This window comes from Spirochaetota bacterium, from assembly GCA_026414805.1.
Lineage (GTDB): Bacteria > Spirochaetota > UBA4802 > UBA4802 > UB4802 > UBA4802.
Map to the genome: position 1 here is coordinate 1 of JAOAIH010000003.1, position 26206 is coordinate 26206.

21 protein-coding genes are annotated in these 26206 nt (G+C 34.9%); 16 read left to right on the forward strand and 5 right to left on the reverse strand.

What is annotated here, in order from left to right; genetic code table 11:
* Nucleotides 1-46: 46 nt before the first annotated feature.
* Together N3F66_01095 and N3F66_01100 are read right to left on the reverse strand one after the other, a co-directional pair.
* The gene (locus tag N3F66_01095) at nt 47-559 is read right to left on the reverse strand and encodes a hypothetical protein (GenBank protein MCX8122743.1); all 513 of its coding nucleotides are present in this window, start codon (nt 557-559) and stop codon (nt 47-49) included.
* A 4-nt stretch (nt 560-563) separates the two neighbouring features.
* Nucleotides 564-2018: a hypothetical protein gene (locus N3F66_01100; GenBank protein MCX8122744.1), complete on the reverse strand. Its 1455-nt coding sequence runs from the start codon at nt 2016-2018 to the stop codon at nt 564-566.
* A 306-nt stretch (nt 2019-2324) separates the two neighbouring features.
* Between N3F66_01100 and fusA the strand changes: the two genes are divergently transcribed.
* The 3 genes from fusA to N3F66_01115 all read left to right on the forward strand — a co-directional run bounded on the left by fusA (nt 2325) and on the right by N3F66_01115 (nt 6768).
* The gene (gene fusA, locus N3F66_01105) at nt 2325-4442 is read left to right on the forward strand and encodes an elongation factor G (protein ID MCX8122745.1); all 2118 of its coding nucleotides are present in this window, start codon (nt 2325-2327) and stop codon (nt 4440-4442) included.
* A 212-nt stretch (nt 4443-4654) separates the two neighbouring features.
* Nucleotides 4655-5905 (forward strand): putative sugar nucleotidyl transferase, encoded by a 1251-nt coding sequence (locus tag N3F66_01110; protein ID MCX8122746.1) that lies wholly within the window; start codon nt 4655-4657, stop codon nt 5903-5905.
* Nucleotides 5887-6768 carry an energy transducer TonB gene (locus N3F66_01115; GenBank protein MCX8122747.1) on the forward strand — a complete coding sequence of 294 codons (882 nt, stop codon included), beginning with the start codon at nt 5887-5889 and terminating at the stop codon, nt 6766-6768. The genes N3F66_01110 and N3F66_01115 overlap by 19 nt, the downstream gene beginning before the upstream one ends.
* Before the next feature lies 1 nt (nt 6769).
* Here N3F66_01115 and N3F66_01120 read toward each other — a convergent pair whose 3' ends face one another.
* A complete protein-coding gene (locus tag N3F66_01120; protein ID MCX8122748.1) occupies nt 6770-9055 on the reverse strand; it encodes a YihY family inner membrane protein in 2286 nt (761 codons plus the stop codon).
* A 308-nt stretch (nt 9056-9363) separates the two neighbouring features.
* Here N3F66_01120 and N3F66_01125 point away from each other — a divergent pair, with 308 nt between their 5' ends.
* Nucleotides 9364-10752: a hypothetical protein gene (locus N3F66_01125; protein ID MCX8122749.1), complete on the forward strand. Its 1389-nt coding sequence runs from the start codon at nt 9364-9366 to the stop codon at nt 10750-10752.
* 11 nt (nt 10753-10763) lie between these two features.
* Here the strand turns inward: N3F66_01125 and N3F66_01130 are convergent, their stop codons facing one another.
* The gene (locus N3F66_01130) at nt 10764-12026 is read right to left on the reverse strand and encodes a PKD domain-containing protein (GenBank protein ID MCX8122750.1); all 1263 of its coding nucleotides are present in this window, start codon (nt 12024-12026) and stop codon (nt 10764-10766) included.
* 210 nt (nt 12027-12236) lie between these two features.
* Nucleotides 12237-13229 (reverse strand): hypothetical protein, encoded by a 993-nt coding sequence (locus N3F66_01135; GenBank protein MCX8122751.1) that lies wholly within the window; start codon nt 13227-13229, stop codon nt 12237-12239.
* Nucleotides 13230-13659: 430 nt separating this feature from the next.
* Between N3F66_01135 and N3F66_01140 the strand changes: the two genes are divergently transcribed.
* From N3F66_01140 to N3F66_01195, 12 genes are all read left to right on the forward strand, one after another.
* Nucleotides 13660-13830, forward strand: coding sequence for a 4Fe-4S binding protein (locus N3F66_01140; protein MCX8122752.1), 171 nt, complete (start codon nt 13660-13662; stop codon nt 13828-13830).
* Between the two features lie 372 nt (nt 13831-14202).
* Nucleotides 14203-16032, forward strand: a complete 1830-nt coding sequence (gene glmS / locus N3F66_01145) for a glutamine--fructose-6-phosphate transaminase (isomerizing) (protein ID MCX8122753.1) — start codon at nt 14203-14205, stop codon at nt 16030-16032.
* Nucleotides 16033-16183: 151 nt separating this feature from the next.
* Complete coding sequence (gene eda, locus N3F66_01150) at nt 16184-17197, forward strand: bifunctional 4-hydroxy-2-oxoglutarate aldolase/2-dehydro-3-deoxy-phosphogluconate aldolase (GenBank protein MCX8122754.1); 1014 nt, start codon at nt 16184-16186, stop codon at nt 17195-17197.
* A 3-nt stretch (nt 17198-17200) separates the two neighbouring features.
* Nucleotides 17201-18148 (forward strand): class I SAM-dependent methyltransferase, encoded by a 948-nt coding sequence (locus N3F66_01155; GenBank protein MCX8122755.1) that lies wholly within the window; start codon nt 17201-17203, stop codon nt 18146-18148.
* 162 nt (nt 18149-18310) lie between these two features.
* A complete protein-coding gene (locus N3F66_01160) occupies nt 18311-18937 on the forward strand; it encodes a hypothetical protein (GenBank protein ID MCX8122756.1) in 627 nt (208 codons plus the stop codon).
* An 18-nt stretch (nt 18938-18955) separates the two neighbouring features.
* The gene (locus N3F66_01165) at nt 18956-19951 is read left to right on the forward strand and encodes a tetratricopeptide repeat protein (protein ID MCX8122757.1); all 996 of its coding nucleotides are present in this window, start codon (nt 18956-18958) and stop codon (nt 19949-19951) included.
* Between the two features lie 123 nt (nt 19952-20074).
* The gene (locus tag N3F66_01170; GenBank protein MCX8122758.1) at nt 20075-21100 is read left to right on the forward strand and encodes a rod shape-determining protein; all 1026 of its coding nucleotides are present in this window, start codon (nt 20075-20077) and stop codon (nt 21098-21100) included.
* A gap of 81 nt (nt 21101-21181) precedes the next feature.
* On the forward strand, nt 21182-22051 hold the full coding sequence (gene mreC / locus N3F66_01175; protein MCX8122759.1) for a rod shape-determining protein MreC: 870 nt from the start codon (nt 21182-21184) through the stop codon (nt 22049-22051).
* Nucleotides 22048-22548 carry a rod shape-determining protein MreD gene (gene mreD, locus N3F66_01180; protein ID MCX8122760.1) on the forward strand — a complete coding sequence of 167 codons (501 nt, stop codon included), beginning with the start codon at nt 22048-22050 and terminating at the stop codon, nt 22546-22548. Before mreC ends, mreD begins: the two co-directional genes overlap by 4 nt.
* A 3-nt stretch (nt 22549-22551) precedes the next feature.
* Entirely contained in the window at nt 22552-24378 is a 1827-nt protein-coding gene (gene mrdA, locus N3F66_01185; protein ID MCX8122761.1) for a penicillin-binding protein 2, read from the forward strand.
* Nucleotides 24378-25694 (forward strand): rod shape-determining protein RodA, encoded by a 1317-nt coding sequence (gene rodA, locus N3F66_01190; protein MCX8122762.1) that lies wholly within the window; start codon nt 24378-24380, stop codon nt 25692-25694. The genes mrdA and rodA overlap by 1 nt, the downstream gene beginning before the upstream one ends.
* Before the next feature lie 114 nt (nt 25695-25808).
* Nucleotides 25809-26206 (forward strand): hypothetical protein (locus N3F66_01195; protein MCX8122763.1); only part of this gene is annotated, 398 nt, incomplete at its 3' end.

Here is a 26206-nt window from a genome sequence, read left to right on the forward strand (position 1 = left end):
GGGTGGGTGTAGTATGTAATAAGGGTCAGAGCCTTGAGCCTGTAACTTATGGTATAACTACCATAGCACTGCCGCTGATCTTGGCTATATGTGTGTAGGATTCATAGAGCGTTTGATTAGGAAATAGGGGCTTTTTGTCATCTTTACCATCACCATCGTAATCACGTTCATCCCAATCAATGACGCCAACACGGTAAAAGTAAATACCAGAAGGTGGTAAAGCAGTATGAGTAAATTGTGATGTTGAAGAGCTGTCAAGTGTACTATCAGTTTGAAAATATGATGAGCCAATACTATAACATGCACCCACAACTATCATGTCAGAAAATTCGTTGTTGGCCTCTTTTGTCATGTAAATTTCGTAACCGGCAAAAGAATCTTCGTTGGGATTGGTAGTCCACTCAACGATAACACCAGTACCAGATTCATAGCGGGCACTGATAGAAAAACTGGCACGGTTAGTGAGTGCTCCTTCTATGTAGTCTGCTGTGTAGGAGCAGGCTATCATGCTATGAGCTATCGCCACTAAAAATATGTATGATATAATTTTCCTTATCATAGTATTATATCCTGAATGACGCAGTTGCTTCCAGAATATATTTATCAACTGCTTCAACAAGTTTATCAAGCTCTGATGCTTCATTATACGAAGCCTTAATGGATAAGGTTATGTATGGTGCCACGCCATCTATCATTGCAAACCATCCACCAGTGTCATTATCCAAATGCTTGCTATGATAGCTGATTGCAGGGTCATAGAATTTATTGACGCCAAGCCACAGAATTAAATCCCAGCCAGGCATTTCAAGAAAATCGTATCCGGCTTTTGCCCACCATAACCGCATTAATGGTATTTTGACCTTCTGCTCAGTACGTTTATCTATGAGTGTTGCATCTACATGCTGAAATTCAATTTGTGCTGCAAAACGAAAATTACTAAAAGCTTTTGACAGCATTGTGTAATAGGTATGCAGGGTTGCCTGCTGTCTTGAGCTATCGCTCATAGTATTTGATTTTCCATTTGCAGTGGTCACCCATACAGGGTCATACGGCTCGTCGTTGTATTTTTTGTATCGTTTGTAACCGATAGTAGTATCAGGCAAGTAATTGATAGAGTAACCTGTAAGAAGTAGTAATTGTGTTATACTGATGCTTATTTCTGATGATTCCACACGATCATTTGCTGCAGTTGAACGCCATGTAAGAGTATTAAAAAAGCTCAATGAGCTGAAATATCGTTTTGAGATAGATGAAGGGTTAAAGTTATAATCTAGGGTACCATCTTCATTGGGTTCCATCTGCTGGTTAAATATTATGCCTGTATGGAGCGTTATGTAAGGAACAAAAACCAGTGTTGCAGCAGCTATGTCATCAAAAAATTGTGAAAAGGCATAGTCGGATGCTGATTCATTTCCAGCGCTGCCACGATTAATTTCAACCGAACGTGTTAATCCATAGTGATAACCACACAGCGTAAAACCCAGTAAAATTGTATTATATACCCATGGCTTTCTAAACGTTGTTATATCTGTTGTATCAACGGTTTGAGATTCATCTGGATTTATTTCATTATGAGGCGAATATATCGGGAATAAAAAAATTACATCTGAAAATGTGCGAACTAGGCGCATAGGTACAGCTTCTTTCTCTCCAGTTCCGCGATTGTAGGTATTGACATAAAAGTCATATACCCAGTTTAGGTTAATGTATGCATCAAAGTGGAGATAGTTATCGAGCATTGCATCCCAGCGCTGATAAAAAATATGCTGTACTGTCTGGCTTCGTGATGCAGCATTATGTAAGGTGGAAGCGTCATAGACAAATTGGGCTAGTGCAGGTGTCTGTAATATAAGAAAACAAAGTACAGATACAATCTTTGTAACACCAGTACATAACTTTACAATCGTTATTGTGGTAAGGCTATTCAGAATATAATTTAGAAAATTTTCTGAAAATAATTGAGCATACCTCAGCTTGATGGTGATACTATATTTTATTTTTAAATAATAGTTTTTCATTGAATTAAAATCCTGCATATATTGGATATGTTACATGAATGTCATGAAATAATCAATTATAAATTGATTTAAATCTTATAGAAATTGCGTGTACTTACGTTCCACATGTATGTAAATCAACAGCATCATGTAAATTAATTTATACTCTTGAGTAATATGCAATTATATGACTCATGCCTTTAAATTTTATAAAATAAAATACTTTACAAAAAACATATACCATTTTACTTTTCAGCAAAAGCTTTTATCAATTCGTCCCAAAAGAGAATATCTCAATTTAATTTAGTGTATAGTACGCTGGAGGGTATGATGCTAAAAGAATATGCTACTGAAAATGTCAGAACTGTTGCCATTGTGGGGCATGGAAGTACAGGAAAATCTACATTATTTGATGCGATGTTGTTTATTGGTGGCCAGATAGATAAAATAGGCAAGCCAGATGATGGATCGCTTACTTCAGATTACGATGAAGAAGAAAAAAGCAGAAAAATGTCAATACGCAGTGCTCTTGGTTTTGTGGAGATAGATGATGTCAAAATAAATATAATCGATACGCCAGGTATGTCAGATTTTGTTGGCGAAGCACGAGCTGCTATTCAGGTGTCTGAGGCAGCTATTGTAGTGGTTGATGCTGTTGATGGTGTACAGATTGAAACTGAAAAAGTATGGCGATATCTGGAATCTAAAAAGATTCCACGTGTCATTTTTATAAATAAGATGGATAAAGAGCGTGCAAATTTTAATGCAATAATCGATAATCTGAAATCACATTTCAATGCAAAGTTTGCACCTGTATGCATACCTGTTGGGGAAGCCGACAAGCACAGTGGGGTTGTTGACCTCATAGAAATGAAGGTGATTATGCAAAAACCTGATGGCAAGCCACAGATAAGCGATATTCCGGCTGATCTAAAGAAAGCTGCTGAAGATGCACTCAATAATTTGATGGAACTATCAGCCGAAGGTGATGATGCACTAATAGAAAAGTATTTGGAAGGTGAGCCATTAACCCAGGATGAAATGAAGAAAGGTTTGAAAGCTCTTGTTACAAAAGCAGATGTGTTCCCGGTTATTTGCGGTTCATCATTAAAAGCTACCGGTATTAAGACATTGTTCAATGTAATAAAAAATTATGTTCCTGCCTGGGAATTAAATAAAAAAGTTGAAGGACTAAATCCAAATAATAAGGACGAAAAAGTAACAATTATATCAAAACCTGATGCACCGTTTGCAGCAGTTGTATGGAAAACCTATATCGATCAGTATGCTGGCCGGTTTAATTATCTCAAAATCATTTCTGGTACTCTGCTCCCTGAAACTGAAGTATTAAACTCAACCAAGATTTATAAAGAACGAGTTACTAAACTGTATACTATGGTAGGCAATAAGCCAGTTGATGTTCCCAAACTTCTTCCCGGCGATATTGGTGTGGTTGTTAAACTGGATAGAACAGCAACTCTTGATACTTTGTGTGATACAAAACAGTCAGTGCTGTTACCAATAATACAGTTACCTAATCCTGTATTTTCATATGCTGTTCATGCGTCCAAGAAGGGTGATGAGGACAAAATTGGACAGATCTTTTCGCGGATAACTGATGAAAATCCAACTATCACATATGTATTTAATCCTGAGACAAAGCAAACTGTGCTTTCCGGTATGGGCGAGATGCAATTGGACATTATTCTCAAAGCCATCAAGGAAAAGAACAAAATTGAGCTCATAACCTCTGAACCAAAAATTGCATATCGTGAAACTATCACCAAAAAAGCTGAAGCACAGTATAAACACAAAAAGCAAACGGGTGGCCATGGACAGTATGGCGAAGTATTTATACGTGTTGCACCGCTTGAGCGTGGTAAAGGGTTTGAATTTATTGACAGTATTGTTGGCGGTGTTATTCCACGTAACTTCATCCCTGCTGTTGAAAAAGGATTGCGTGAAGGTATGGAAGAAGGTGTACTTGCACGCTTCCCGGTAGTTGACATTTCAGTTGAGCTTTACTATGGTTCGTATCATCCAGTAGATTCATCTGAAATGTCATTTAAGATAGCAGCTCGGCAAGCTTTGAAAAAAGGCCTTGAAGCAGCAGGTCCAATACTGCTTGAACCAATAATGGAAGTTGATGTCTATGTGGAAAAAGATTCAATGGGGGATATCCTCAATGACATTACCAGCAGGCGTGGCAAGGTGCTTGGCATGGGAAGTTCGGATGAAGAGGGCAATTCACCAATTTCTGTAGTTAAAGCGCTGGTACCACTTGCAGAAATGTTACGCTATTCAATTGACCTGCGTGCTATGACAAGCGGGAAGGCTACTTTTGAAATGCGGTTTTCGCATTATGAGCCAATTTCGGGCAGGATTGCTGAAAAAGTTATTGAGGAGCGTAAGAAAGAGTTTGCTGAAGAAGAAGCAAATAAGTAATATAACAAGCAATAGCATGAATAAAAAAGCCACTCATGTTGGGTGGCTTTTTGTTTTAATGTGGTTGACAATTATATTAATCATAACTATTGTATAGCTTATATTACATGATGATATTTACACTAATAAGTAAAAAAATTGAAAATAAATAATGTTAGTTCTATATAGATATTTATTTTGAGTTATTAACAATAATTTTTATAGTATACATTATGAAGATAATAATTTTTGAAGATGCAAAGTACAATGACTTTTTCCCAATTACGCTCACAAGGCCCGTATGGGATATCCGCTGTGGTCTTTTCACAATGTGGGAGCGCTACGCTACATTGTTTGCAACATCGTTTCCTCACAACATATATTTTTATACACGGCATCATTTAGAGGCGATAGCTCATATACAGTATCCCAATCTGCATATTAATAAACCAGCAACATTACAACCTAATGAGGAATTGCTATTTATTAACGCACGGATTGTATATCCGGAACTATCGAACATACAAAAAAATACAGTGTATTTGTATAATGGTATCCCTGTGCTAGCAAAGATGCACGAAGGTTCTATGCTGCAATGTACTACTACAGAAGATGTCCAGAATTATTTACAGAGCATTACATCATGTTGTAAGTATAATGGTTATGTGATGACATCCCTGTGGGAACTTATTAATTCAAATGGTGAGATTATAACAAAAGATTTTTTACTTAAAAAAAATTCTGGAGTACAAAGTAATGTAACAATTATTGGCGATAGCTCTCAATTAATAATAGAAGATGATGTAACAATTGAACCATATGTTGTTGTTGATTGCACAAGGGGGCCTGTATATATTGGGAAGGGGTGCGCTTTAAAAGCATTTACGCGTATTGAAGGCCCGTGCTGCATTGGCCATAATTCAGTACTGCTACAGGCAAAGGTCAGAGAAGGCTGTAGTATAGGTCCGTGGTGCAGAATTGGTGGGGAAGTGGAGGAAACTATTTTTCATGGCTTTGTGAATAAATACCATGAAGGTTTCATAGGTCATTCGTACATTGGGCAGTGGGTTAACTTAGGTGCACTTACTACAAATAGTGATTTGAAAAATAATTACACAACGGTTAAATTGTTTATTGGTGATGAAAAGATTAATACGCAATTACTTAAAGTGGGTTGTTTTATTGGCGATTTTACGATGACAAGCATAGGTACTCTTATTAATACTGGCACGGTTATGGGGCCTGGCTGTATGGTGATTCATAGTGGTGATATAACACCAAAATTTATACCACCATTTACCTGGTATATTGATGGGCACATTGTTGACCTGCCATCTGAGGATAAGTTTTATGCTACCTGCAAAACAATGATGTCACGTCGTGATGTTGAATTCACTGTAGAATATAAAAAGATGCTAGAAGAAGTGCGGGTTCAGACAAAACTATACAGAAAAGGAATTGGAAAATGGAACGTGCAGAAGTAAGATTTGACCTTGTGCTGTTAGTTTCATTTTTTATGCACAGTATTGTGATAGTATCTTTTTTTATTGCTCAGATACGATACGGCGTGTTCTTTTCAAAACAAGCTGATTTGACCTTTAAAGGCAGGGATATTATTGTTAACATTAATCAGGATAATATAAAAGATATAAATAAAAATACACTTCTTTCGGATAAGACATCACGCGCCAAAGGCTATATAACCAAAGAAAAAGGTGATAGGTGGCTTAACAATTCTCTAGATTTTAAAATGCAAAAAGGAGTGCGGCAGCTTGGCAAAGGTGGAATTGCCAGTAGAGAAGCTGCAAAGGATAAACTTATAGTTTCAACCGACAATACAGAATATACAATCACTCTGTCAAAAGAGGTTGCCGGTGGCATACCCGAATTTGAAGGTGATAGTGAATTTACCCGTATACCCGATAAATACAGTATTACACCAAAAAATGCACTCTTTTTTACCAGTGATGGTTTCTTTTCTTTCAATACATTAAAATTCAAACCATTTGAGTACTTCAAGAATATGAAAGATAAAGTGGCAGCCAACTGGCATCCTCCGTTACTTGCAAATGCTGTAATCTATGGATATAATCCAATGACAGGCAGTATGGCGCCCGGAAGAATGCGAATTATGGCCATTCCAACGCAGGATATCAAGCTTTACTTTACAATGGACCGTGAGGGGAATGTGCTGGATATTGTACTTGTTGATTCATTAGGTAATAAAGCCATTGATGAATCATGTATTGATGCTATACGCCTATCCAAAAACTTTGGTAAAGTCCCCGACGAAATTAAAGGGAAGGTAATAGTCATCCCGTTTTTGTTCAGGATAGTCTCCCAGTAGCTTATTCTGTTGCACGGATAACATCAGCAAGAGTTTTATTCTGTACTATTGATTCAATTGACTGTTTCATTTCCTTGAATAAATCAGCCAGATATGATTTTAATTTATCCTGCTTTGCAGCAGGGATATCCAGTGATATGCTATAAATGGTGTCAATGATCTTTGCTATAGTAATATTTTTACTTGCATTTGCAGGAATAATTCCAAAATCTTCGGTATGTGTAATAAACTTTTCTTTTATAAAAAGCTCTATAAACATGTCAAGCACATCAACATCATTGAGCGTCATTGGCAGCAATTCCTGGAAGCTACAAGCACCCTTTCCAGATTCAAATTTTTTATAAATATAATGCAACAGTGCTATAGCAGAATATACGTGAATATCCTTTTTATCCTTCAGTGCCCTGTTTAAATATTTATAGCTCAAAGGGTTCATCAGAACATACGAAATCTCAGCGCCATATAAAATAATAACAGCTGAAGAGTAAACAACCAGTAAAAATATTGGAAACGCAGCAAGTGCACCGTAAATGGCAAACGTACTCTTGGCAAAAGCTTTAATATATACAATAAACAGTAAAATAAAAATAACCCACACAGCGCTGGTAAATGATGCACCTATTGCAGCAGGACGTAAAGGTACTTTAGTGTTTGGGAGTATCATATAGCACATCAAAAAAAGGATCCATATGAAGAAGAATGGAGCAAAGAAATTTAGCAGGTACACTAAAATACTACTACCCTTAAGTCCTTGCCATGTTGTTCCCATATCTTTTGATAACATAAGAAAACTGTTGTTACCAATTGCCCATAATAAGTTGTTATAAAGCGATAGCTCATTGACACGTTCCCCTTTAAGCTTTCTAATTGTCCACTTTTCACCACCATCTGCTGTAAAAAAGATATCAGCCTTTTCACCAGCCATAAAGCCTTCACTGGAGTTCATGAAATACACTGCATAAAGATTGCTATCCTTGAATTTATGAGCAGTCCATACAGTAAAATTTTTAGAACTTGTTAAATAAAAGCCTTCATCAGCAACAATAATTACGTTAGTATCATCTATTATTTGTACATTGTTGAAATTAAGGTAATTCTTTTTATATTTTCCTTCGGCAAGTTGCTGTATTTTCCAGGTTTTGCCTCTATCAGTTGTAGTTATTACATATGATCTATCGCCAACAATGATTCCTTTATCTTTGTAAAAGCTTATTGCGTTCAAATTTGAGGTAACATTTTCCCAATCAATCACATTCCATGTTTTACCAGCATCGTTAGTTTTAAGAAGATATCCATCATTTGCAGCAATAAAACCTGTAGTATCATCAACCATTGCAATATCATTGAATGAAAAGTTGCCCCATTTTTCTATAAGCCATGACTTACCAGCATCATTTGATTTAAGTATAATACCATTATCACCAATAATAAAACCTTTCTGGCCTACGAATGCAATATCTGAAAATTTAGTTCGTTTGTATTCAATTAGTTCTATTCTGAATTCTTCTGCTTTAAATTGTTTGTCACCTGGATTGTATGAATATACATGCTGATTATCAAAATCTATTTTTTCAATGGGAAGCTCAGTAAAATTGAGGTCATCTTTGTTGTTAAAAAGTATTGTAGCTTTGTTTCCAACTACATAGTGTGAATTGTTATAATGAGCTATCGCATTCAAATGAGGTGCTGAGAGAGTGCTTGATATTTGAGTGGCTACTGCAGTAGCAGCAATAATCATTATTGGACCTAATGTCAAAGCTGCCCAGTAATAGATAACTTTTAAAAACATTGAACGCTGTTTGGAAACCCTGAAAATATCATTTAATGATTTTTCAAGTGTCCGTAAAACGGCAGTAGCCGAAAAAGCCAACACAACTGCACCAATGCCACCTATTTTTGCTGCATTGTCAATTAATGTACTTATAGTTTGAAAAAATGGGTCAACATTTACTTTGATATTATGTTCAATGAGGAATAATGTAATTTGTCTAAATAACTCGTCCTTTTTGTCGCCAACTCCTGAGAATATGGAATAAATAGTTAAAACTACAGCCAGTGTAGGAATAAGCGAAACAATGGTTGTATATGCAATAGAAGATGATTTGGTAAGGCAGTCATCTTTCATAAACTTGCGGGAGGCAACAATAAATACCTTCACAGTATTTATTATTTTGGTTGTAAGCCAGTTAAATGCTTCTTCGCCACGGTAAATCTGATTTATTATTTGAATAATGAAATTCCTCAATTCAGAGATTTTATTTTTAAATTTTGGTATGAGTTTTTTCATGACAATTGTTCCTTATAATATATTTAGTATGAATCATGTGTTTGGTTGCTTAAATATAATGTATGTAAAAAAAGCTTTGGACAATCCAAAAATTTTGATATGTTATACAAATTATATTCATCTAACATTATAAAAAAACATTGAATTTATATCGTATTATAGTGTACATGCAGTATTTAACAAAACGTCAAGAAATTTTTATTGGAGGTGAATACAAAAGATAGATGAATTAAATTTTGTGCAATTAAAAAAATGAATTGATTTTGTTAACATCCGGGGTTTAAATAAAGCTATAAAGGATTACAATTATGTCTTCAAAATCACTGGTTTCAATAAAAAGTAAAGTTTATTGCGCCAAACTTAATATATCAGGTTTGATATTAACTGTAATTGACAAAGAAAACAATAGAATTATTGGCGTTAATGGTGTTTTTATTTCAGGGGATAATTTAAAGAATGCCCGTACTAATATTTCATCTGTTGATTTTATCGAGGCTATTAATGTAGCTTCGCAGCAATATGCTGTGCAAAAAGAATATTTTGAAATTGTAAAAAATTATCTTTTACACAGATTAGATCAAAAAAACATCAATGTGTTAATTAATAATATTGGTAATAACCAAATAGCTGCAGTCAATGAATTCCAACGTATTATTAAGACTGCTTTGAATATTGATATCATTGATGTGTATTCTGAATTTGATAGTATCTCCCCGGCACAATATAATGAAATTATTATTGCTCAAAAAATTGATTCGTTAACATTATCACAGCAGGTGGAAATTGCTGCTCAATACTATGATAATAATACACAGCTGGCAGAGGAATCAATAAAAAGCAGTAAGCAAGATATTGGAATAACTGTAATTTATTTTGATGCAAAGCAGTTTAGTGGTGTTGGTTTTTGTTTTGTTAATTGTATCACAAAAAAATTGTTGTATTGTTTCTGCTGGGTAGCTGAGCCTGCAGTAGTACAGTCCGAAGTAAAAGCTAATGACGCATTGTATGATCTGTTTTATAAAGTTACTAAAGCTGCAGAAAGAGTAACTAAACTTACACCAATACAACATGAAATTCAGTCAAGTCTATGGAAAATAGATATTAACAAATTATTGCATGCTATTGAGCATGAAGCATCAGGGTTAGCAGGGCAGTTATTTGCTTCTTTGTTGTCACAATACAAAGATATTCAAGTCCGTGCAGAGCTACACAAAATAGATGTGATTAGATTTCATATGCTTTATAACCCCTCCCAGTTTGATAAAAAAACTGAAGAAGAGTCAAGCGAAAGTAAAATAGATAAAAAACTGGTAGCTGTTGATGTTGTATTATCGCCAACTTCAGGCAAAAAGGTTTCACAACTGCAAAAAGGTGATTTTATATATATATTAATTGATACGTCTACACCGTATGGCTATGATGTGGCAAAAGCGCTGAATTTAATTGTAGATAATAAAAATACACCTATTGAAGCTGAAGTATTTTCAGTGAATTACAGTAAAAAGAAGGGATATACCATATTTGTAAAAATTACAGAAAGTCTTTATGGTAAGGCTATAGAGGAGCAGGATGTTAAAGTTAAAACAAAGCTTGTGATTTCTGATGAAGAAAAAGCCTCATCAAAAGGGAGCCTTCTTATTGGGCTTATAGCAGGTTTGATAGTAATTGCTATACTATTATTTATTTTATTAACCTGAGTAAATCAATTCTATAATTTGCCTTCACGTTCCAATTTTTGAATATCCTGTGGTGTAATAGGTTTATCCTTACCCAATATTTGTGCAGCTTTGTTTAGCTTCTGAATCATATCTTCATCAGTGATTATTTTATCCCGTGAAGCATCAATATCATCCCTGGACTGCGGTGGTATATTAAGATAAATTTTTGCATACACTTCACGCTTGTTAGAGTATGACCCTGAAAAGGTAATATTGAGGTTGCATGTTGATTTTGGCAACAGCGATTTTGGCACTTTCAGCAATTGCTTAACCGAAGATTTAGGTGCTAAAAATGTTGATTCCAATATCTGATCAGGATTAATATTTTTATAATCCGGTGAAAGTGAAGTATTGCATGGCTTACATTCAAGTACAGCATTGTTAAATGACACCGGTTCATCAAAAATATTTTTCATATTAACTTCTACAGTGATGTAATTGTTATCTATAGAAGGAAATTTATTGTAAAGAACCGGTATTATTGGATTCCCCATTAGATTTGATAAATAGTGAACATTGGGAAATGATATACTGGCTCTCCCTGTGGCTGATATCCCGTTGGCATCAGTTATTTTAACCTGTGCAATAAAGCTTGACTGCAAACCTTTTTGGTCTCTAGAAGCATAACTGTGAGTTATATAACCGGTTTGTGTTGTGGCATACGTACCATCACCAAAATCCCAATCATAGGTACATTTCCCGGACAGCCCCTTCTGGGAAGTGACCTCAAATATTGCGGATTCAGGTTCCAGATTATGCAGACGAGCACTTAATGTAACCATTGGCTTATCAGCACAGTCCACCACATTTATCTGGACTTTACGCATGTCTATATGTTTGCCTTCATCTCGTACTGTTACGTAAAATTCCCTTAGTCCTGCTTTGGTAAAACGCAAAATTGCAGGATTACCTAATTTGTTGCTGATGCGATACACCAGGTGTGCATCAGGCCCAAATGGGTTTTTTGCAATAACCGTAACCTTAAAATCTTCACCTGCACATACTGGGTTTTTTTCTAGTATTATCTCTTTAATAAAATTTGCCTGTTCAATCTCGTAAGTTTCAACCTTTTCTGGATCAACGGGAGGAATTTCTTCCTGAGGTTCTGGTGCTGACATAAATTGGAATATATTAAGCAGTGATTGTGTTTTTGTGGAGTTATCGACCCCTTCTTTATCATTCTTAAGAGTAATTAAAAGAATTATAGTTATAATAACAATAATAATTCCCCCAATTATATATGTGCGTTTCATAAGTTATCCTCTAATGAAATGTAAATTTTGTAACAATATAATATATTGGCGATAGCTCAATGCACTGCACCATCGTATAAAATTAATCAAATATATTAAAGTATACTAATCATTAGAAATTCATTGCAAAGCGATTATCTGTTGAATATTAAAATAATCAATAAAAAAATCCCGGGCAAATAATAACCCGGGATTGTTGTGTTCACCCAGTTAATCCACCCAATAATAGTATCCGGAGGTAATAACAAGTGGATCAACCTGTCCATAGTATGAAGAGGAGGTAGTTTGTACACCAGGATAATAGCCCGATGGATTTTTGTAGGTATATAACAACAGATGATCAGGTGCATTAGCTGTAGCAGATTTCTGGTTAATGTAGCTTCTCCAGTAAGCAGAGGTGTCCCAAGATCTGTCCCAGCCAAACGTATTGACAATCTGGTTGGCAATCTTTTCATCAGCACCAGTTCCAAAGAGGCCTTCAATATCTATAATGAAGGCGCCAAAACCACCGGCTTCATCGCGCACCATATTCTTTACTGAGTTATAAAGGTTGAATGCACACTGTGTTACCAATGAGGGAGGAATATATGCCACATTCATTGTTTTTCCAGCAAAGTAATTGGCATACCAGCAAGTACCTGAACAATGATTACCACGCCCTGTTATATAGTAATTTACATAATCAAGCTGATACATATTTACATACGCATTAACACGGTAATACGCTTTAACATACAATAGTTTGTCCGCTGCCAACTGCAAGTACTGTCTGTATAAAGCTTCATTGGCTGCTGTTGGTTTTAATACAGCTCCACCAGCTGCATGAAAATTTTTAGTAACATTGTAGGTTGTGTCAATATCTTCGGTTAATATACCGGGTAAGCCATTACTCAATCTGTTTGGGTCCATACGCTTTGGTGTTGTTTTAATGAACCATATATAATTGTATTCAATTGGCACTTCACTCACGTACATTGTGTTATGCCGAATATTAAACCCATTATCAACTGCCATCCCGCTGTGACTCCAGTAACAACCTAAAATTGCAAGAAGATCCATTATAAATCCAGGGCTGGTTGACAGTATGATATCACCTTTCTGGGCATTAATGCTCATGGGTTTGTATACCCATTGGCCTGCAAAAACTGTTGAACATACAAAAACTATCAGTACTACAATGCACAGTTTGGATATAAACTTCATGTAAACCCCCTTTATAAAAATGAATTTTTAGTAGCAATGGCATTATGAGTGAATAATCACTCATTTATGTATGCATAATTTACTCTTTTTACTATTTGTTAGTATAATATTTTAAACATCAATAAAAAGTCAACTCAAATACCGGCTAATAGGTATAAATAAATATTTTTTTTGAACAATATTTATAATTCTATTGTAAAAAATGAGAGTTATTTTAATAATATTGAATGAATTGGCTGAGTATTTTTAAAAAAAATTGTTTCAAACTGAAATACAATTTCTATATTTTTTTTTATGAAATTATAGTAGCTTAAATAATTAAGTAGTCATGCTATTTATATTTGTATAATTTTTGATTGGCAGTGAAAAATGTGCTACATTTTATATTTAATTGTCTGAAGTAATGTATTTTTTTTAAGGAGGATAATGCATGGCGTATAAAATAACCGAAGAATGTACAATGTGCGGTTCATGTGCTGCTGAATGTCCATCACAGGCAATATCTGAAGGTAAAGATAAATATGTGATAGATCAGGATGCATGCACTGAATGTGGTAGCTGTGTTGATTTGTGTCCTGCAGAAGCAATAGTAGAAGTATAATAATAATGGGGCTTTGCAAGCCCCATTTATTTTAAAAATATAAAAAAAATGCGTTGATTTTTATAAAAAAATAACCTATTGTGTGGCATAAATAGTATAAAGATTGGTGATATTACTACACAGGTTGGAGCTTTGTATTATAGTAATTAAATGTAGAAGTGTTGATTATACTATAATCTTTGATTAAAACCATTTGTTAATGAATACAGATTTTCTTTGAAACAGGTGCTTGATATAAAATAAAGCTGGGTTTGATATGTTTGTTACTGATTACAAAGCATGATTGTATACATAGATGAATAATAATGATGTGCATTGCAAGCATTCATGTTGTATCAAATGATTCCATGGTAATAGGGAGAATAAGTTTGTATGTGTGGAATTGTAGGATATATTGGCAATAAAAATGTAGCCGAAGTTCTCATCAATGGATTGCGCCGCCTTGAATACAGAGGATATGATTCAGTTGGGATTGCAGCACTCAATCATACGCTGATTGTTCAAAAACAAAAAGGTAAAGTTTCAGAACTCAATACAATTTTAAATTATGACGATTTCAAAGGATTTCATGTTGGGATTGGGCATACGCGCTGGGCAACGCATGGCGAACCAAATGATATTAATGCGCATCCGCATACTGACTGTAATGGCCAGATAGCTTTAGTACATAATGGAATTATTGAAAATTATGCCGCTATTAAAAAGGTATTACTGAAACATAATCATATAATAAAAAGTGAAACCGATACTGAAGTCATTGTGCACCTGATTGAATATTATCACCAGACAATGCCATTGGTTGATGCAGTACAAAGGACATTAACCAAAGTAGAGGGTACATATGGCATTGTTGTTATTTCAAAAAAAGAACCTGATAAATTGATAGCTGCCCGCAATGGCAGTCCTTTAATAATAGGTGTAGGCGATAATGAAATGATTGTGGCATCTGATGCAAGTGCAATAGTTGAACATACACGCAATGTCATATATGTTTCAGATGGTGAAATAATTGAGATAACAAAAAATTCAGTTAAAACGTATAATCTGCAAAAACAAAATATTGAAAAACATACTGATAAAATTGACTGGGATATTGCTGATATTGAAAAGCAGGGTTTTCCTCATTTCATGCTTAAGGAGATTTTTGAGCAACCTGAAACAATACAAAATGCTTTCCGGGGCAGGATTTTATTGGACGAAGGTAAAACTCGGCTTGATGGATTGAGGCTTACTGAAGATGAATTAAATGAAATACGGCGAATCATCTTCATAGCATGTGGTACTTCATGGCATGCTGGTTTAATAGGTGAATACCTGATTGAGGAATATGCACGCATTCCAGTTGAAGTTGAATATGCATCTGAATTCAGGTATAGAAGCCCCATACTTGATAAAGGAGATCTGGTGATAGTAATAAGCCAATCAGGCGAAACAGCTGATACGCTTGCTGCACTACGAGAGGCAAAAGCCCGTGGGGTAAAGGTACTTGGCATAACCAATGTTGTGGGCAGTACCATCGCACGCGAAAGCGATGGTGGCGTGTATATCCATGCAGGTCCCGAAATAGGTGTTGCATCAACTAAAGCATTTACCTCCCAGATTACAGTGTTGATCTTACTCACATTTTATCTGGCACGGCGAAAGTACATGACTGCTGATGCAGGAAGAGAATTTTTGCAAGAATTAATTAATGCACCGGCGCTTGTAAAACAGATTCTTAATAAGAATGATGAAATCAAAGCAATTGCACAATTGTATAAACATCACCGAAATTTTCTATATTTAGGAAGAGGCATACAGTTCCCTGTAGCTTTAGAAGGTGCGCTTAAGCTTAAAGAAATTTCGTATATTCATGCAGAAGGGTATCCTGCTGCGGAAATGAAGCATGGGCCTATCGCCCTTATTGATGAAAATATGCCTGTTGTGTTTATTGCAGTGAAGGATGAGGTTTACCAAAAAGTTATAAGCAATATGCAAGAAGTAAAAGCACGTAAAGGCAAAATTATTGCTATTGCAACCGAAGGTGATGAAGAAATTAAAAAATATGCTGATCATGTACTGTATGTTCCTGTTACCAGGAAAATTATATCGCCTCTTTTAACGGTTGTCCCCTTGCAGCTTTTAGCCTATCATATTGCAGTTTTGCGCGGCTGCGATGTGGACCAACCAAGGAATCTGGCAAAAAGTGTTACTGTGGAATAAAAAGTAAAATATTTTTGTGTGAGTTTTTTAAATAATTGACAATACTTTAAGGAGTTTTAAAAAGTTGTTGAATTTTATCTAGAAAATGTGAAGCTGAATAATGGAGTTCATACTCTTTATGTAATAAGCAAATAGAAAAGGAGAATCAGAAATGATAGTAATTGAGAATGTAGACCACATTGGCATAACAGTATCTGACCTGGATAAAGCTATAGAATTTTATAGTGATTTGTTTGATTTTGAAGTCGTTGAGCGTGCAAGCAATGCTAGTGAAGCGTTTATAAAAGTTGGCGATATTCTTATTAAGCTTGTCGAAGTTAAAAATTACAAAGCTCCCGATAACTCAAAAAGCCATATATGTTTTTATATTGATGAAGAAGATTTTGATGATGCACTTGATGAACTAGAGGAAAAGAATATCAATATTGTATATGGCCCTGAGAATATACGCAAAGGTCGGCTTGTTGTATTTACTGACCCTGATGGTAATAAAATAGAGCTACGGTATCCAAGGCCTGTCCGTTATAATTATTTTCCTGCCATGCAGCTAAACCTTACAGTTCCAATTATTCCCATTGGAGTTTTTGGCGATAGTTCTAAAATAATTATCGTTGCTGAAATGCTGTGCAGGTATGGATTCAATTGTATTGAAATCACTTTAAGGACACCACAGGCTCTGGAATGTATTACCATACTGCGAAAATCCTTCCCACAATTGCTGATAGGGGCAGGCAGTGTGCTAACGGTGGATGATTTTATGGCTTCTGTTGATGCAGGTGCATCATTTGTTGTATCACCTTGTGTCAATGATTCATTAATTGAGCTATCGCACAAAACTACTAATGTTACGTATATTCCAGGTTTCACAACTCCTACTGAATTTGCCCATGCCTTACAAATAGGCAGTACAACGTTAAAATTTTTTCCAGCAGAGTATGCTGGTGGTGCAGCCTATCTTAAAGCAATGTTAGAGCCCTTTGTCAGGTTTTCATTTTCCATTATACCTACAGGCGGCATTTTACCTCATGCTATAAAGGATTATCGTGCAATTCCACAGGTTTTGGCATGCGGCATGTCGTATATTGTTGAAAGCAAATTAATTGAAAGCAATAATTTTGATATTCTTGAAAATCGTATAAAAGAAACCTTAGAAAAAATAGCATAGTACATGCCCCTTTATAAAATTATAGAACAGGCAGTCCTTAAGCGTGAAGCGCTTTTTAATAATGCAGAAACTAATGCATTCAGGTTATTCAATAGCAGTGGTGATAATTGTGAGGGGTTAATCATTGATTACTATAATGGATATGTACTATTGCAATTGTATGATAGCTCATTGTATAGCATCTATCACAAGATAAGCAAATATTGTAAAACAATACTTAACTCGTTACATATACCGGTTAATGGAATATTACTTAAAGATAGATCAAAAGTTAATGACCCTCAAAGAATTGCTCAAATTAGAAAAAGCATCCTTGTGGAAGGGGACCTACCACCTGAGAAATTTATAGTAAAACAGAACAATATAGCGGCGTATGTGGATCTTATAAATGGTCAGAATACCGGTGTTTTTCTTGATATGAGAGTGGTGCGCAGTAAAATGGCTGCATACTATATGAAGGGTGGTAATCTGTGCAACCTTTTTTGTTACACTGGACTATTTTCAGTACATGCTTTAAAAAATGGAGTACAACATGCTGTAAACGTTGATATTTCACAATCAGTTTTAAACAGGGCAAAACAAAATTATCTTTTAAATAATATTGCTTACGATTCAAGAGATTTTGTTAAAATTGACTGCAAGCAGTATTTAAAAAAAGCATTGAAACATAATACTCCCTTTAATTTTGTAATATTTGACCCGCCAACATTTTCGCGCAATAAAAAACAAAATTTCAGCGTTAAAACTCATTATAGTGATTTTTGTGCATTAATTCAAACTATTGCTCGTAGCGGATATGTTCTTACCACTATCAATGCAGTTTCCATTAGTGTACATGATTATAGGTCATTGCACCCAAAAGACTGGAAATTAGAGTTCCTGGACCATGAACCCGATGATTTTCCCTATATCAAACCCTACTTGAAAGCTGGTTTGTGGAAAATACCGTAAAATTTATAATTAATCCTTGACTTGTAAATTAATAGTTTCGACAATATTTATAGGCAAATGTCCGTTTTTTTTATGATAAAATGAAAAAGTAGCATTGTTGATGCTTATTTATATTAAACAGTTGGCAAGGTTATACTTTATTTTATTGGTCAGGATAGCGCAATGATTGTATTCTATATAGCTGTTGTGATTGTAATATCAGGTGTTTTGCTTATTCTATATTCTGAGTTTTTTGAAGTAGCTATCAAGAAAACACTCCCTGACGATAGATTTGTACCTGATTATGATAATGAAGTTATTGTATCAAAAACTGATAAGTCAAAAGGGCTGGCTGTATCAAAAAATAATGATGTGGATGTTGAGGAATTGCCAGAAATAGATATTGTACTAGAAGATAGAATTACTACCAATTTACCAAATGACAGTAATGTAGCTAAAGATACCAGATCTCATATACCAAAGGGTAAAAAAGGGTATGAAGTTGTGATGTATGTAGATAGCAGTGGCACTATTGGAAATATTTCTGATTCTGTGGCAACAAATGACTTTAGTTTTTTAACAAGAATTGGATCTGGTCATTTACAATATATACAACAGGGAATTAATATTACAATTGATAACAAATTGTATCGGTATGATTTTTTCCGCATATCTTCCCTAAAAGCACATGAAAATTATATGCTATTTACAGTAAAAGGAAAAAATGCTGTTCATTGTATTGTACTTAATGAAGATTCTGATATTTTACTGGATATTGAAAAAGAGTATAATAATTTTAATGAATCTTAAATGCAGGGGTTGATTACTATGTATTATCGCTATACATCACGACAAAGAAAAAAAATTACCACAAAATGGGTAATTAATGCTGTTTTAATAGCATGCATAATTTATGTGGTACACCACTATCATCAGTATATATTTTTCTGGAAATATACATTAAATAAATTACAGGCCAAAATTGAAGCTGCATCAAATCAGCCAGATACTACTATACGGCAGAAGCAGTTGAAGGATCTTTGCAGTGCTGTTACCAAATATGCTGAAAGCAATCCAATGAGTTCAGATGCTTTTTATCTGTTGGGCGAAACGTATTATCATTATGCTTATAGCCTTTTAAATAAACCCATATATACACTCTATGATGACACTGTATTGCAAAATATTTCTGCTGATATACGGCAGCACTTCCTTTTAGCAATTAAAGCCATAAATAAAGGGATAGCCCTTGGCGGCAGATCTTCAATTAGTGATAATACAAGAGTCAGTTACGCTGCATCATTATATTGCAGTGGATATTATCCTGTTAATGAAATATATACAATTGTACAAAAAGTTTCTAATGTGCAAAAACTATCGTTACAGAATATAAGAATGTATTCTCTCATAGCTATAAAAAGTGGACATTTTGAAGAAGGGATTGAGCTAGTAAAGGTAAAAGGGGTTTCAGATAATATTGAAGGGAGAATGTTTTTGGCTGCATCTTATCTTTACGCAAATCAGCAAAGCAATGCTATTATTGAGTATAGAAATATACTTCAGAGTTCAAGGGACAATACCATTGTAAAAGCAGTTCATATAGAATTGGGTAAGATATTTTACAGGAAAGGTGTATACTCGCAATCGCTTGAGCACTTGAATGCGGCTTTACAAATTGATGACCATGATGTGCAGTGCAAACTGTGGTTGGGTAAAGTATATTCTGCTGTAGGTAATATATCCCAGGCAAAGGCATTATGGAGTGAGGTTCTTTTAATTGATTCAGATAATACCGAAGCCAAGCGCTTGCTAGGGATAATGTAATCTTTTTTAGCATTTGATAAAAAATTTTAACGATAATCGCTTGACAAAAATTGAAGGAAAGTATCATTCAAATGCAAATAATATGCTGATTATCAATTTTTTGACTAAAAAGGTAAATTTATTATGATCTTCGATTCTGTATACAGTTTATTTTCCAATGATATGGGTATTGATTTGGGAACTGCCAATACCTTAGTACATGTCAAGGGACAGGGTATTGTTTTGAGTGAACCTTCTGTTGTTGCTGTTCAAACAAGTACTGGCAAAGTACTGGCTGTTGGCCATGAGGCAAAGAGGATGCTAGGAAGAACTCCGGGAGATATTGTTGCAATACGACCGATGAAAGATGGTGTTATTGCTGATTTTGAAACAGTTGAAAAGATGATACGATATTTCATACAAAAGGTGCATAAACGTACAACGCTGGTTAGGCCAAGGGTTGTGATTGGTGTCCCATCAGGCATTACTGAGGTAGAAAAGCGTGCGGTTCGTGAGTCTGCGGAGCAAGCCGGAGCACGTGAAATTTATCTTATTGAAGAAGCTCTTGCAGCAGCTATTGGAGCTAATATACCAATTCACGAGCCTGCAGGCCATATGATTGTTGATATTGGTGGTGGTACAACTGAGATTGCTGTTATCTCGCTTGGTGGCATGGTTATAGCTGATTCGATAAGGATAGCAGGGGATGAGTTTGATGAAGCCATTATAAAATATATGAGGACTCAGTACAATCTGGTGATAGGCGAGCGAATGGCCGAAGATGTAAAATTCAGACTGGGCAATGCCTTCCCTGAAAAGAAAATTGAAACTATGGAATTAAAAGGACGTGATGCTATTTCTGGTTTACCACGTACTTTAGAGATAGATTCAACGGAAATAAGAAAAGCTTTAAAAGAACCTGTAGATCAGATACTAGATGCTATTAAACATACATTGGAACGGACCCCACCTGAGTTGGCAGCGGATATAGTTGAGCGTGGGATTGTGCTTTCAGGCGGTGGATCATTATTAAAGGGTCTTGATAAGTATATTAGCAAAGAAACCGGTGTTCCAGTTATACGGGCTGAAAATCCATTGACATGTGTTGTGATGGGAGCCGGTAAATTCCTTGAGGAAATTAAAAACCTTTACCGCTCTAATTTGAAGTAGTTCCGCTGTATTTCTTTCTCTATACAGATGCTCTTGCGTGTCGCAGGAGTATTTATTTTATTTTTAAATGATGGGTCTGCTGTGGAATTCTTTATAAGGCACAAAACAATTGTACTATTTGTAATATTTACTCTGTTTTGTTTCATCTCACTCTCTTTACAATCAACAGGGGTAACAAATGTTGTAGAGGGGGCAGGTAATGCAGTTATTTTTCCATTTCAGAAGTTATATCATGCCATACAGACAAATCTTTCACTCTTATGGTCAGGTTTTTCGCAACTTCGAAATGCACAGGAAGAACTGGAAAAAACTAGATTACGCTTACAGCAGTATGAATCAGTTGCTGAAGAGTTAGAGGAAATCAAAAGAGAAAATGAACAGCTCAGAAATCTTTTAGGACTGAAACAGCGATTAAAATATGAATCGGTTTTAGCTACTATTATATCAAAAGACCCAGACAACTGGTTCAGGACAATAATTATTAACAGAGGAAGTTCTGACGGCATTGAAGTAAATATGCCGGTGGTTGCTTTTTTTGGTGATGAAAAAGCAATCGTAGGTAAAATAATTGAAGTGAGAAGATCAATAGCACGGATTTTGCCAATTATTTCTCCTGATTTAAAAATAGGGGTTATATTTCAGGAAAGCCGTTATCCGGGACTCTTAAGTGGCTATTCGGCTATTGGTAAATTATGTGTAATTGATTATGTTGATAAAACTGCAACTGTAAAAGCTGGTGATATTGTCATCACTTCAGGTCAGGGAGGTATTTTCCCCCAAGGGCTATTGGTAGGAGTAGCTATTAAATCGTTCCCATCTGAATCCGGTGCATTTCAGCGTGTTTTAGTAAAACCGTATATAAATTTTGATCTAATTGAAAATGTAGTAGTTATTAAAAAAGAACCGGATGAAGAGATCTTAAAATTAATACAGGAAGAACCGCAACTATGATAGTAATGTATCTTATAACTGGTGCACTTTTGTTAGCATCACTTATCATTCAGGGGCATTCTTCCTTTGATGTCCTGCGAATTGGGGGTGTAAAACCTGATCTTGTGTTTATCGTCGTTGTTTATTTTGCTTATAGCTTTGGTTCTTTATATGGTGAAGTAACGGGTTTTATAGGTGGATTATTGCATGATGCAATTTCCAATTCTCCCCTGGGGTTGCTAGCGTTCCCTAAAATGGCTTTAGGGTACATAATTGGTTTTTTTGGAAGGTCAATTTTCAAAGAAAATCTTTTTACAGTTTTTTTGCTAGTCTTTTTTGCATCTATTGCAAAAGGTATTATTACTCTTATATTATGTTATTTATTCCATCAAGGATCATTATCTTCAATAACTTCAATTATTTTACCCGAATCTTTCTATAATGCGTTATTATCCCCCCCATTATTCTTCCTTTTTGATAAGATATTTGAACAGGAGTTATCGAGGGAAGGTCGTTAGTATATGCAGTTTGCATCTATAAGAACTAAAATTATTGAAGAGTTCAGAAAAAGGCTTTTGTTTGTTGGAATTATTGTTATTGCCATGTTCTGTATTTTTTTCTTCCAGCTAATTAATTTGCAGATAATACAGGGAAAGGAATATTCTGAAAAGTCGCGCATGAATATGGAAAATAATATTCCTATTCCTGCATCCCGTGGTGAAATATACGATAGAAACTTTGCTCCTGATAAGCAGAATGTGATACTGGCAACAAACAGACCATCGTTTAATGTTATTGTAGTCCCAGCACGTTATAAAGAAAAAAGAACATTATATTATGCAATAAAAAATGTGTGTGCTTTGTTAAAATTACCATATAATGAAATCATATCAGACATACAATCAAATAATCCTTATAACAGATATGTAATACAAGAAGATGTTCCATTTAATATTGTAGTAACTATCGCTACCAATCAGGATAAATTCCCAAATATTATGTGGGAAGATGCACCAGTACGAGTGTACCCTTTTGCCAATATATTTTCACATGTCATAGGATATATTGGGAGTTTAACTAAAGAAGAATACAATAGCTATAAAGATGTGGGATATAAATATTATCAAAAAATAGGAAAAGCTGGTATTGAAAGACAATACGATTCAACCTTACGTGGTGTGGATGGATATGTAAGGCGTATAGTGGACGCAAAAAACAGGACTGAGGGTGAAGAAATTGGACAACACCCAAAACCCGGGTATAATATTGTTCTAACAATAGATTATGATGTCCAGAAAACAGCATATACTGCATTGGGTGACAACAGAGGTTCTGTTATAGTAATGAAACCTGCAACAGGTGAAATTTTAAGCTTGGTGAGTAAACCTGATTATGATCCAAATCAGATTATATCAAAAAACAATACAAAGATAATAACACAATTAAATAATGATAAAAATAAGCCTTTTTTAAACAGGGCTATACAGTCACGCTACCCCCCAGCATCAACTTTTAAACTTGTTACAGCAATTGCTGCACTTGAAGAAGAAAAATGGAATCCTAATATTACACTATATTGCCCTGGGAAATACACATTAAAGGGATATGTGGACAGAGATTTTTATTGTTATCAAGTTCATGGTTCAGTCAATTTATTATGGGCAATAGCAAAATCCTGCAGTGTATATTTTTACCAGTTAGGATTGAAGTTAGGACCAACCACTATCTTCAATTATGCTGGATATCTAGGGCTTGCGGAACCTTCAGGCATTGATATACCAGGCGAAATTACAGGATTTATTCCATCAAAAAAATGGAAGCAAAAAACTTTTGGACAACCATGGTTTGATGGGGATACGGTTAATCTTTCTATAGGCCAAGGTTTTATGCTTGTAACCCCAATTGGCATGATGGATTTTATTTCGGCGATAGTCAATTCTGGTGTTGTTTTCAAACCTCATCTTATAAAAGAAATTCGATCAAATGATAATTCATCAGTTATTTCAGTTGTTATACCCGAAAAACTTCGTGAAATACCATTATCACCAACTACAATAGAAACAATCAAACAAGGAATGAGAATGGCGGTCACCAATGGTACTGCTGCACGCCTGGGATATTTACAAGTGCAAATGTGTGGCAAGACAGGAACTGCACAAACACGTTCAAAAAGGCAGGAGGACGTAAGCCAACATGCCTGGTTTGTTGGCTTTGGTCCATACGATGCAGCCCCTGAAAAGATTGTTGCTATTGTAGTAATGGTTGAATATGGTATTGCAGGCGCCGCAACTGCTGTTCCAATTGCAGAACAGGTTTTCAGCACATTGATAAAAAAGGGATATTTTTAATGTTTAAAACCATAAAATCAGCTTTCCAGGAATACGATGTTAATCTCCTATTTGCTATTATTGCTCTGATTTTAATTGGTCTAATAACTATTTATGCCACTGGTTTTGATCCAATTGAAAAGGTCAATAGCGGATTATATAAAAAGCAATTACTGTGGTTTATCATTGGTATAATATGTATGTTTGCAGTTTCACGAGTACATTATAGATTATTAGGTGATTATTCCCTATATATATATTTACTATTATTATTTTTTCTTTTGCTTACAACAATATTTGGAGCAAAAATACGTAATACCCGCGCATGGATTAGTTTTGGTTTTTTTGCTATACAACCTTCAGAGTTTATGAAGCTTGCCACTATCATTATCCTTTCAAAATATCTTGAATTACGGCAGTTTGATATTAAAAGGCTGCGTGAACTATTTATACCCTTTGTAATTATTGGAATTCCAGTGTTACTCATCTACTTACAACCCGATTTTGGTACAGCTATGATTTATGTGCCAATATTCTTAACCTTATTATTTTTAGGTGGGGCTGATATACCACAACTAATATCGATTGTAGGGATAGCTACTATAGCTTTATTTGTGCCTATGATGTTGACGTATTTTGAATGGAGTGGAATGAGTGTATCAGGTGGTATTTTTTCATTCCTCAGAGGCAATGAACTGTTGTATATAATTTCGGGCGCTTTATTAGTTACAGCAATTATTGCATTTGTTTTATATTTCTTTTTTAATTCTAAAGTATACAGAGCAATATATATTCCTTCATTTATTGTATCCTCAGGTTTATTTTTATCGGTTATTATTCAGAGATTTTTAAAGGAATACCAAAAAAGGAGAATCCTTGTATTTTTGAATCCAGATTTAGACCCATATGGATCAGGATATAATGTGATACAATCAAAGATTGCCATAGGTTCAGGTGGAATTATTGGCAAGGGATTTTTAAAAGGGTCACAGTCCCAGTTGGGTTTTTTGCCTGAAAAATCAACAGATTTTATTTTTTCAGTAATTGCAGAAGAGTGGGGTTTTATTGGTGCAGTTATAGTATTATCATTATATGCATATATAATATATAAAGGATTTACAATAGCATTAAAAGCATCAGATAAATTTGGTATGCTTGTTGCTGGCGGTATAACATGTATGATATTTTTCCATGTGATTATTAATATTGGGATGGCTTTGGGTATAATGCCAGTTACAGGCCTTCCGCTTACGTTTTTATCATATGGCGGTTCAAATTTAATCATGTCGCTTATAAGCATTGGTATACTCTTAAACATAGATTCACGTACACGATAGTCATTCCCTGCTATAAAAAATAAAATCAATAGTAAAGAATGCTTGCAAATTAATTTATAATCCTTTATATTATAGAGGGTTTGGCTATCTGAAAATAAGTATACAGGAATACTGATGTTAATTGCCCTTTTTATACTATTGCAGATTTCATTTTCGTTTCACATCTATTCGCTTGTCCTCTATGTATTACGAAGGGAAAATAAATATCTCAAAGGGTTTATAAATACAACAATTAGCAATGTACTGCTAGCGGGGGGTATTACAGCTTTAGCAATTATTCATCCTGAATATGTTGCAAAAGTCGATTTCAAACTGCTATTATGGTTAATGACTGGGTTTATCATGCTGATTATGTTATTTATAAAAATAAGCATTGCAAGGGCAATATATAAACGAAGCAAAGATCCACAGCATTTTCATTATAATTTTTTTGGCAAAAAAGTTTTGCATGGAACTGTCGTTAAATTTGAAGAAATTTTAATATTCTTTTTTACCATGCCTTTCTTTTTATT